10 protein-coding genes are annotated in these 11,283 nt (G+C 42.9%); 1 reads left to right on the top strand and 9 read right to left on the bottom strand.

The features are described 5' to 3' along the window. On the bottom strand, positions 1–138 hold a 138-nt coding region (locus HY805_04005; GenBank protein MBI4823380.1), incomplete at its 3' end, for a helix-turn-helix domain-containing protein. A gap of 169 nt (positions 139–307) precedes the next feature. Between HY805_04005 and HY805_04000 the strand changes: the two genes are divergently transcribed. Further along, the gene (locus tag HY805_04000) at positions 308–925 is read left to right on the top strand and encodes a tetratricopeptide repeat protein (GenBank protein ID MBI4823379.1); all 618 of its coding nucleotides are present in this window, start codon (positions 308–310) and stop codon (positions 923–925) included. A 323-nt stretch (positions 926–1,248) separates the two neighbouring features. On the opposite strand, the gene HY805_03995 is transcribed toward HY805_04000, so the two are convergent. The 8 genes from HY805_03995 to HY805_03960 all read right to left on the bottom strand — a co-directional run. Then, positions 1,249–2,130 carry a M28 family peptidase gene (locus HY805_03995; GenBank protein MBI4823378.1) on the bottom strand — a complete coding sequence of 294 codons (882 nt, stop codon included), beginning with the start codon at positions 2,128–2,130 and terminating at the stop codon, positions 1,249–1,251. Positions 2,131–2,142: 12 nt separating this feature from the next. Beyond that, positions 2,143–4,140 (bottom strand): cation:proton antiporter, encoded by a 1,998-nt coding sequence (locus HY805_03990; GenBank protein ID MBI4823377.1) that lies wholly within the window; start codon positions 4,138–4,140, stop codon positions 2,143–2,145. Between the two features lie 40 nt (positions 4,141–4,180). Next, positions 4,181–4,897: a segregation/condensation protein A gene (locus HY805_03985; GenBank protein ID MBI4823376.1), complete on the bottom strand. Its 717-nt coding sequence runs from the start codon at positions 4,895–4,897 to the stop codon at positions 4,181–4,183. A gap of 40 nt (positions 4,898–4,937) precedes the next feature. Continuing rightward, positions 4,938–5,915, bottom strand: coding sequence for a hypothetical protein (locus tag HY805_03980; protein MBI4823375.1), 978 nt, complete (start codon positions 5,913–5,915; stop codon positions 4,938–4,940). After that, positions 5,878–7,938: a HAMP domain-containing protein gene (locus HY805_03975; protein ID MBI4823374.1), complete on the bottom strand. Its 2,061-nt coding sequence runs from the start codon at positions 7,936–7,938 to the stop codon at positions 5,878–5,880. Before HY805_03975 ends, HY805_03980 begins: the two co-directional genes overlap by 38 nt. A gap of 2 nt (positions 7,939–7,940) precedes the next feature. Beyond that, positions 7,941–8,852, bottom strand: coding sequence for an ABC transporter substrate-binding protein (locus HY805_03970; GenBank protein ID MBI4823373.1), 912 nt, complete (start codon positions 8,850–8,852; stop codon positions 7,941–7,943). Next, entirely contained in the window at positions 8,849–10,693 is a 1,845-nt protein-coding gene (locus HY805_03965) for a hypothetical protein (GenBank protein ID MBI4823372.1), read from the bottom strand. Before HY805_03965 ends, HY805_03970 begins: the two co-directional genes overlap by 4 nt. Then, the coding region (locus HY805_03960; GenBank protein MBI4823371.1) for a DmsE family decaheme c-type cytochrome at positions 10,690–11,283 on the bottom strand (594 nt) is incomplete at its 5' end. The genes HY805_03965 and HY805_03960, both read right to left, overlap by 4 nt.

Genomic DNA, 11,283 nt, shown 5'->3' with positions numbered 1-11,283 from the left:
CGCCCTATCGTGTGCCCTATGGCTCATATAGAGCATATAGGACGGTGAACTGTTACGCCCCACCTCCCGTGCTATGGTGCTCGGCGACCGTCCTAACGCCTCTGCAATCGCCCTCAGGCTAAAACCCCTTGCCTTCAACTACGTTATCCTGTCCCTCTATTCCAAATTAAGTAGCTTATATCGTCTCTCCATAAACACTTAGGGTAACTCCTTCGTAGCCCCAAGTGTTGCACTTCCTCATTGAACTGGCGGTTACGATTACCAGATATTTCATTCCTTTTTTAAGAGAGAGGTATTTTTGTCTTTTGTGTTTCTTTTTTTCATTTTCATTTCTTCGGTTTATCTCCTTTACCTTTCAAGAACTAAGAATACCGCCTTACGACTTATCGCATTTGGAATATTCTGGTTTTTTGTAACACTCTCAGTTGAGTCCTCCATCATACCAATACCAATGTGGATTAATGAATACAGGGTTTATCTGCCGTCAATAGGAGTGTTTACTGCCATAGTGACAGGGGCATTTCTATTTACAGAAAGGCTTAAGAATAAGAAGACGCAGAAAGTCATATTATCATTTTTGGCTTTGATGCCACTTGTGCTTTCACCTGCCACATATAAACGGAATACTGTGTGGGGAAGCGAGATAAGCCTTTGGGAAGATGTGGCAAGGAAGTCTCCTAACAAGGCAAGGGTATACAACAACCTCGGTGCTGTCTACGAAGAAAAAGGCTTAATTGACAATGCCATAAAACACTACCAATCTGCTGTAAGACTGAAGCCAGACCTTATAGAGGCACATTATAATCTCGGCATTGTTTATATCGACAAAGGGGACTTAGATAAAGCACGCAAAGAATTAGAAATGGCACTACAAATAAATCCCAACGACCATCAAACACGAGAGTTACTTAATTCCATAAAATAAAATTTGAATTCTAATTATTAATACCTGCATAATAATGTCCGTTTTCGCTGTCATTCCCGCTTGTCGGGAATCCTTCCGACTTGTTCGGAATCAAAAGAAAGATTCTGGACAAGCCAGAATGACCTTAATCCTGAGGGTATGTTGTCCCTTCCCTTCATTGAAGTAGGAATCCCGAAGCATCGGGACAGTTGCATTATATTAATCCGCCACTTCCTTCCTGTCAAGAGATTTTTGCTGCATTTTCAAGCCAATTTAGAAATGTCCTATAAGGAAAATTATAGCCTCTTTTTAGGACATTTCTATTTTGGCAGGACAGGGTTAGCTTAAATTAATTTTAGTGCCATATAAATGCCTCTTATAATCTCTGACATCCTTTCATAATCCAATGTCGAGGCAGTATCTCCTCTTCCATGGTAATTTGGGTTTCTGTAGAAGGCAGTGTCAGTTATCATAAATGCAGGAAACCCGAATTTCCAGAAGGAGCTATGGTCCGAGAAATCCACCCCAGGAACGAGGCTCACTGCGTTAAGGGACTCCACAGGTATCCTCGATACATTTGTAAAAGCACTTTTAAATTTCCTCGTAAATGCCCTCGATTTCAGGTTTCCCACAAATGCTATAAAATCTCCTTTTTCAGGGTAAAACCATCTAAAAAACGGAAGTGGATAAAATTGCGTGCCTTTGGATTCAGAGAAATATCCTATCATCTCGAGAGATACCATACCGATGATATTTGCCCTTTCCTTACGAAGGCTCTCTGCATATGCATAAGAGCCCATCTGCCTTGTCCTAAACAAGGGTGGCTCTTCTATGCTGAATGAAACGAGATGTATCGTCATGGGCAGAGGGTTTTTTAGGGAAAGTCTTGCAAGCTCGATAATGCCTGCCACACCACTCGCATTGTCATCTGCCCCCGGAGTGCCTGAGACAGTGTCATAATGTGCACCTATGACGATTGTCTTATCAGGCTCACTCAAGCCTCTTATCTCGCAGATTATGTTCCAGTAGGTATTTCCAGCATATTGAAATGGCTGTCTTTTTGTATCACAGCCAATAGAGCGGAATCTCTCTTCTATATAATCGGCAGTCATGTTCAGTTTTTCTACATCCATATAGCTTCTTTCACCTACCACTTCCGTAAGATACTTTATATCTGCCATAAGATTGGTTTTAGTCTCATCTATATTTATGTCCTGTGTAGGCAAAGAAGTTTTTCCTCAGTGGTATTTAAGCGTCAGCATTTTATCTGACTCCATATAGGTTATTGCTCTCTGTATATCCTCTTTCTTGCCTACAAGAAGGATGATGTCTTGTTTTTTGAGGGCGAAGTCAGGCCTGGGGTTCTGGTGCACTATATCGCCTCTTTGAATTGCAAGGATTGTGCATCCTGTTTTTGTCCTCATCTGGAGTTCTTTTAAGGAGTGACCGCTAAGATGAGAATCCTCTTTTATAATATATGTCTCTGTTTCTATCTCGGAGAGCATGTCGTGTCTTTCTGTGAGATGTCTTTTGGGAAGCTCCGTAGTTCTTAAAGCCCTATAGCTGTCTTTTCTTATATCTTCCGTATGTTCCGTGATTACATTAATCGGCAGACGGTAGTGGTGAAGAACCCTCGAGAAAATCTCTACGGATGTCTCAAACTCCTCTGGTATGACTTCCTCTGTGCCCAAGCTTCTGAGGTCATCTACCTCCGAGAGATACCTTGTCCTGACAACGATATGAATTCTGGGGTTTTCTTTTTTCGCTACTGCTACGATGTTTCTTGTCGAGACAGGGTCAGAGATGGCAACAACGAGGACCTTTGCCTCTTTGATGCCTAATTTTTCGAGGATTTCTTTTTGAGTTCCATCTCCAAAATAAATTGGCTGACCTTTTTTCTTTTCCTCTCCGACTGTATCGCTGTTTAGCTCTAATATGACATAAGGTATGTCTGTTTTCCGAAGGACATTAGCCAGATTTCTGCCATTTAAGCCAAAACCAATAATAATGACATGATTCGAGCGTCCTTTTGGGAATATCTCCTCTTTTCTGAGTCTGCTTAAGCGTTTAAGGGGTTTTTTAGCTGTCAGCCATGCAGACACATCAGGTGCGGATTTAAGTAGGAGTGGTGCCAGTGCCATGGTTATTACGGATGCAGAAAGAAACATCTGATAAGTGTCTTGCTGTATAAGTCCTACCTCTTTCCCTGCCACTGCCAGCACAAAGGAAAACGCCCCTATCTGCATAAGTCCAATGCCAATATGCAAGGATGCCCTCGGAGTGTTCCCTATGGAAAGCATAGAGGCAATTGTTGTCAATGCCTTAATACCGAATATGACCAGAACCGCTACGATAATCTTCAGGAGGTTGTCTCCTATATAACCTGTGTCAATTAGCATACCAACCGAAACAAAAAATATTCCAAGAAAGCTGTTTTTAAATGGTAATATCTCCGATGTTGCTTGATAGGAATACTCTGATTCCGATATTATAAGTCCTGCAAGGAATGCACCTAATGCAAGAGAAAGTCCAAACTTCGATGTCAAAAGGGCAATCCCAAGACACAGAAATATGATTGTGATTGTAAAAAGCTCTCTGCCTCTTGTGTGCACAACCTGATGGAGGACTTTAGGCACAATCCATTTTGCACTAATAAGAACCAGTGTTATGATAACCCCTGCCTTTAACATCGTTAGACCAATGGTGAGCATGTCTATGCGAGAGCCTGTGAGGAAAGGGATTAAAAGCATAAAAGGCACAACGCAGAGGTCTTGAAATATCAGTATCCCAACCATCATCCTGCCATGGGGGGAATCCATCTCGCCTCTTTCCAGAAGTAGCTTTAGAACTATTGCAGTACTGCTTAGGGCAATGAGGAATCCTGCAAAAATAGATTTTCCGAGGTCCCCTGTAAATGCATAAACCGCCACTGTGGATGCCATTATGCTAAGCAATACCTGACTTCCACCGCCATATATGACAGCCCTTCTCATCTTAAGAAGGTTCCTTATCGAGAACTCTATTCCTACCGTAAAAAGAAGAAGTATAATTCCGATATCGGCAAGTATCTCTACATTCCGAATATCTCCGATAATCCCCAAGCCATGCGGGCCAATAAGTGCACCTGCTACGATAAAGCCTATAAGCGAAGGTATCCTCAGCCTTCCAAGAAGAAAAACAGATAGGGCAGAGACTCCAAGCATTAAAACCAGTGCAGTTAGAAACTCGGTTTCCATCTGTGTTTATTATAATGTAGTTTGTAAAGACAGTAAATAACTATTGCTCGGAAGGCTTTATAATCCATATGGGACTGAAGTCTTTTTCCTGATATGCCTTTATAATGCCAAGCCTCAGAAGCTCAAGTAGGGCAACGAATGTGACTATAAGGTGTGCCCTCGAAACAGCGTCCCCGAAAAGCTCTTCGAATTCTACTGCATCCTTATTCTCAAGTGCCTCTATAATAAATGACATTTTATCCTTTACGGTAAGCACTTCTTTAGATATAGCCTCTATGGTATGCGGTGCCCTCTCGATGAGCTTTCTAAAGGCACTGAGAAGGTCAAAGATATTGACATCAAAAAGATAAAGCTCCTCCTCTTCTTCCTCTTTTTCTTCTACATGTCTACCGAATGCAAACTGCCATTCATCCTCTTTTTCCCTAAGCCCAAGGGCTACATCCTTGAATGCCTGATATTCAATCAGCCTCTGGACAAGCTCAAGCCTTGGGTCTTCGGGCTCCTCTACCTCCAGTGTCTCCTCTACAGGAAGGAGCATTCGGGATTTTATATGTATAAGTGTTGCGGCAATAACAAGAAACTCACCTGCAATCTCAAGATTAAGCTCCTTCATCATCTCGATATAGGAGAGATATTGTCTTGTAATCTGGGCTATGGGGATGTCGTAAATATCTATCTTATTTTCTCTGATAAGGTGTAAAAGAAGGTCAAAGGGTCCTTCGAATACAGGAAGTTTTATACTGTAGGGTTCGGTCATTGAAATATTTTAACAGATACGACCCAAGCAGGTAAATCTCTCAATCCGAAACATATATCTCTATAGAACTGGAGTAATCCCCTTCTTTTGTCGGTCCAATGGCTGTTACCCTGTAAAGCCGTTTTCCTTTGAGTTGTTCTTTCTCTAAAAAGGCAGGAGTCTTACTGTGTCCGATTGGCACATATAAGACACACTCGGGTTCAAATACCATACATCTGTATATCCTATAGCCTCTGACCCATGTCTCGGGGTTTTCTTTCCATATAAGCTGAATCCCTTTTTCAATGGCAATTGCCTGAAGCCCCTCGGGTGCTGATGGGATGTAGTCATCAGGACTTATGGCAAACTCATCGCCTGCTATGCCTTCATCCCTTATCTGAGTGTCTGTTAAAGCCCTTACAGTGTAATAAACAACTGCCTTTGTGTTTAAGGCATCGGTGAATAGAGGGCTCTTAAGCAAGGTTTTATTCAAGGGTGTAAAGGTATATCTGCCTTTCTCTTTGCTCATGTAGATATTAAAGAAAATACTGCCTTCAGGGTGTTTCCATGAGATGTTTACCGAGTCCTTTTCAATCTTAAATGAGATTTCGGTTGGTGGTGGAGGGGTTGGCATTGGGTTTACAGCGATTTCCTCGGAGATTTCACCGACGACCCCTTTTAAGGTTCTTGCGGAAACCTTATATTTATAGATGTCGCCTTCTTTAAATTCTTTATCGCTGAACTGAGTGCCTTCCTTAACGAATGCTATCTTTACGAATCCTTCCTCTTTTCCGGTTTTCTTCATAATATCGAAGCCTTCAAGGAGATTTTTATCTCCTGAATAAGACCATAAAAGGACTATCTCCTCTGCCCTATGAATGGTATGGAGGCTCGAGGGGCTTTCGGGTTTTTCGTATGAAGGCAGATGTGGAGGCTCTTTCTTGCCGCATGAGATAAAAAGAAACAGGATTAAAAGTACTCTAATAATTGCATTTATAGGATTAAACCGTGAATCTCTGAAGTTCTCTAAGGAGGTCATTTACGCCTTCTTTAAGGGAGCTTATCGAGTTATTCATTTCAGAGGTAGAGGTTGCCAGTTCTTCCATTGTTTTTTGAATGCTTTCCATTGATTTTACGATAACAGTGCCTTTTTGTTTCTGGTTGGTAATTGCCTTTGAAATCTCCTCTGCCTGCTTTGACACATTGTCAGACACGGTGTTTATCTGTTTGCCTGCACTGAATTGCTCGTTGGTTGCAGTCTTTACCTGTTGTGAGATTTGCTTTATCTTTTCCATTGCATTGAGGATAAGCATACTGCCTTTACTTTGTTCTTGTGTTGCCTTGGATATTTGTTCTACCCGGGTGGACATTTCCTTTATAGAGCCTGTTATGTGCTTAATCACATTTGCCTCTTCGGCAGTAGCCCTCTGAATGGTCTTTGACATCTCTGTCGATACCTTTGAGCTTTCGTAGATTCCCTTGAGGGCATCGTTCAACTGTCCTACTAAGTTCATGCCCTTTTCAACTGCCTTTATGCCTACCCCTGACATGGAGACGCTTTCTTTGGTCTCTTTCTGAACTGCAGTGACAAGGTCAGCTATCTCCTTTGTAGAGGAAGATGTTCTTTCCGCAAGACCTTTTATCTCATCTGCAACCACTGCAAACGATTTGCCATGCTCGCCTGCTTGTGCTGCCAATATAGCCGCATTAAGGGCTAAAAGCCCTGTCTGGTCTGCAACCTCGTCTATAACAGTAAGGATATTGCCTATTGCCTCTGACCTTTTGCCAAGGCGGTTTATGACCTCTGAAAGGGAGCGCACACTGTCCCTTATCTCCTGCATTCCGCTTGTGGCCGCAGATACGGCAGTCATGCCTTTTTCGGATGCATCCTGAGAGACCTTCTCGGCAAGCCTGACCGATTCATTGGCACTCTGCTCTATTTCTTTTATGGTGGCATTGATTTCAAGGAGTGCGGATGCCGATTCCTCCGACGATGTCAACAACCGCTGGATGCTTCCTGCTATCTCCTTTATAGAGGCTATCATCTCTTCTACGGACGATGCAGAGTCCTCTGCAGAAGAGCTGAAGAGCACTGCGTTTTCAGCCACATTGGATATGGATGCAGTCATCTCCGTTATTGCTGAGGATGCACTGCCTGCAGATTCCGAAAGGCTCTCACTGCTCATGGAGATAGAGGAAATCGAGTTGTCCATCTCGGCAATGGACTGACCGGTTTCATTTGTTGCCCTTTTTTGAATGTCAACTACATTTTGGATGCGGTTTGAGGAATCTGTAATGGTAGATGTTGCCATGGTTATGCCTGCGGTGGTGTCCCTTATCTTTAAGATTATACTTCTTAGATTTTCCGCCATGATGTTTATTGCATTGCCTAACGATGCTATCTCGTCTTTTCCTTTGACCTTTATTTTCTCTTTCAGGTCTCCTCCTGCTATCCTGCTTGCCACTGCCTCCATATCCGAGATTGGAGCAGTTATAAATCTGGATACAGAGAAATAAATTATCCCCAAAAACAAAAGAAAGCTAAAAGTGGAGATGCCTAATGCCCAGAGAAGAAGCCTATAGAGAGCCTTTTTTATTACTGCGGATTTAACAGCTACACGGAGACTGCCAACCTGTTTGTCGTCTGCATCCTTTAGAGGTAAGGATATGTCGTAATATGCCCTGTCTTCCTGAATGAGTGTTGCAGGCGAAGCAGTGGCTTTTAGCGATATGACATCATCGAGTTTTTGCCCAATCCTTTTCTCCTCGGTATGAAACAAAACAGTTGACCTCATGTCAGTGACCATTGCATAGCCAATGCTTTTGTCCTCGAGAAGTCCCATCAGCTTCTCATTAAGCCCATCTACTGCCTCAATCGGCACACCGAGCATAAGAACCTTCTCTATCCCATTAGAGACACCCTCGGCAACCGATATTGCCTTTGACAATATTGCCTGCTTGTACCTTGCGGATGCTATGTATGTCAGCACCGCTGTATTTATGCCGATGGCAAGAAAGAGTATTATGCCAATTATAAGGATAGAACGCTTCTGAAGATTCATTTTTATTTAATTACTTTCGTTGCAGAGCCCAAGACATCGAGGGGCACTTTAATTCCAAGCTCGTTTGCCTCCTTGAGATTTATAATCATGTCAACCTTTTTTGGTGACTTAAACGGTATGCTCGAGGGTTTCTCTCCTGCAATGACCCTTGCAACAAGTTCAGCGGCATCTTTGCCCTGTTCAACAGGGTCTGCGGAAACCGTAAGGATTATCCCTGTTTCCTCTCCTCCACTGATTGCCGTTGCAGTTGGCACTTTTAGCCTTCGGGAAACCTCCACGATATTGTCTATACACTGAAACGCTGCACAGCATGTCGTCAAAATCAGGGCATCTATATCCTTTATCTTTTGGGTATCGCCGAGTCTTTTTATATTGAATTTGACAGGCTGGAAAGAAAACTTACTGCCAAGCCCCTCTATCTCAGTTGCCTGCTTTACAGTGTCCTTTTCAGTGTCGTTATATATGATACCCAGTCTTGCAAAATCCTTCAGGTCTTTCAAGAGCTTGACAATCCCTATGAGGGGAACCTTTGAGCTTGCACCAGTCACATTTCTCTTTCTGCCTACTGTCTCAGGGTCAAAAACTCCTGAGAACACTACAGGTATCTCCGATGTCTCGGAAACAGCGGCTACTGTTGCAGAGGTTCCATAGGTCACTATAATATCCACATTTACGGTAACGACCTTTCTTGCGGCATTCACCCATGCCATTGTCTCTGAAGATGGGGTTTGCACCAATATCTCGGCTTTAATGCCCCTTCTTTTAAGCTCCTCTAAAAAAGCCTTGTGAATTGCCTGATAAAAAGGGGTGTTGCCTGTCAGAATAACGCCTATGGTCTTTTCAGCCGCAAGTGTCTGAGAGGCAAGGAGCGTTATAAATAAAAGGATTGTAGAGAGCAGTCTTAATATATTCATTCCCAGCTCTTTGAGAATGTTAGTAGTATGAGCTGTGCTATGCTGTCTTTAAATTCAGGGTTATTAGGGTTCTCGATGAGGTCATCAAACTTACTATACCTGTAGCTCAGCTCTGCTCTCCAGCCATGTCTGAGGTCATATCCGCCTGAGAGGGTGTAGTCTGTCTCTCGTATCTTCAGCTTTGAGAAACTTGCTATTGACGCCTCATCATATGTATACGCTTTAGTTGTATCATCCGCATACAGTGCTGCATGGAGGTTCGGGGAGAAATCTGCCCTGCTATTTGTAATGTTTACACCTCCCTGAAGGTCAAGCCTTTTTGTTGGCACATAGGTTAGATTTATTGTATAGTTCTGGGTAGAATCCTTGTATATGGCGTTTCTGTCAAGTTGGTCATTATAAGGTCCCACATAATGAATGTCATTCCTTTTTTCCGTTGTTATTTCATGATTGAAAAATGCATTTATCCTCTTATCAGGATTCCATGTGACAGAGACACTGCCTTTGTCTGCTCTGTTAGGGTGTGTGTTGTGGGCAGGGCTGTCTGTCTCCTGATGCTCATATGCCACTTTTAGCTTAAGTTCCTTTGAGGGTTTTGCATCAGCAGTTAGATTGATGGTATTTTTCTGCATTGTATCCTCCTTAGCAGATGGATCCCATTTCTGAAGCTGACCCTTACCTCTTTCATACTGGTCATATGAATATCTGAGATTAAGTGTGACTTTTGGAATCACTCTGTATCTAATTATCCATGAAAGGTTGTCTGTCTTTGTGGATATAGAATCTCTTATACCTGTCAGTGCAACTGTATAGCCGGGATAACCTAAATAATTGGCAGGCAGGGTATCAGGGTTATTCATTTCAGATTCCCTGTGCCTGTATTTAAGGAATACCGTAAGCCTTGTTAGAGGCATCCATGTGACAGTGCCTGCACCTACAAAGTAATCTGCCTTTGCACCGGAGGTGTTGTTTTCCCTGTCTGCCCAGGATAAGGTGGTTCCTGCGAAAAGCCTTCCTGTATGTGATGTGTGAAGTTTCAGTGTGGTCGTTGAGCCCTCTGTATCAGGGATGAGATGATGGGGATAGGTGCCTTCAGCCCTGCCTGATGTGCCTGGGGTGTAGAAGTATTCCATAAGTCTTCCACCATCAACTTCAAAACTCTTTTCAGAGTGTGAAAGGTCAACCTCCAGAGGGCCAAGATGGCTGTTTGCGCCAACCGTAACATCCTGAGTTGTCCAGTCAACAGTTCTTTTCTCCGATACCCTTATAATTCTGGAGAAATATCCTGAGCCTCCTAAGAATATCTGCTGGGTACTGCCTTTTTTGTGGATAAATCTACTGTCAATATAGAAATGGAATGGGAAATCAGGAGTTTTAAGCCTTAGAAAGACTGTATCTATTCCTACACTGACACCGTAGTTTATATCTGCATCATTTCTGGTAATACCAGGAGAGGCAGTCCCTGTATTAAGGTCAACGAGTGTGATGTTGTCAAGGTTATGATAAAGTGTTCTTCTCAGCCATCTTGAACGCACAATGTCTTTATATGCATATCTTATATCTCCAAAGTAGTCCTTTTTGTTTAAGACATCCACTTCAAGATAAATTCTGTGAGGGAAGGGGAATGCAATGTATTCACCGCCCAATGTTATAGAATTTCTGAGGTATTCAAATTTGCCTGCCTTATGAGAGCCTTTTATATTGGTAAGCCTGTATCCGAATTTAAATGAATATTCGGGTTTTAGCTCAGGGAATTTATAGACCTCCTCTTCCTGTGCAAATACAGGCTGACTTATGGCTAATGTAAGGATGAATCCTAAGATTAAAGCTTTTTTCATCATTGTGTAAGCCTTCCTTTGCCCTTTCCTGCACCGGTTGCATTTGTCATAGCAGAAGGTATATCAGTTCCATGTATCTGTGAGTGACAATCTGTGCATCTTGTATAAAAGGCTGATTTCCGCTCTGCGGTCGCCCCAGTTGATGTCCTATGTCCTTCGTGGCACTGAAGGCAGAGGAATGGCTGGCTTGCTGTAAGGAGATTCCGATGTTGACTGCCATGAGGTCTGTGGCAGGAAGAGCAGTCATCGGTGTTGTCAGCATGCTCAAATACGAAAGGTCCTTCTTTGTCAGCGTGGCACTGTGTGCAGGTTGCCTTTATGGTGTCTTTTCTCAGGTTCTTTTCAGAAATCACGCCATGCGGCTCATGACAATCTGTGCACAGAACCTTTTTTTCAAGCACAGGATGGTGGCTCGGAAGGGAAAACTCTAACTTTATAGCCTCGTGACATTCTGTACACATCTGAAATGTCTCCCTCGGCTTCACTATGAGGTCAGGACCTGCATGAATCTTGTGGCAGTCAGAGCATGAGACATCATTTATTGCATGTAAGCTCGTATTCCAGTTATGTAGATTGAATGTAGCATTTGCAGT

This window comes from Nitrospirota bacterium (assembly GCA_016207905.1).
Taxonomy (GTDB): Bacteria; Nitrospirota; Thermodesulfovibrionia; order Thermodesulfovibrionales; family JdFR-86; genus JACQZC01.
Note: the sequence above shows the minus strand (reverse complement) of the source record. Positions and strands in the feature narration are given on the sequence as shown.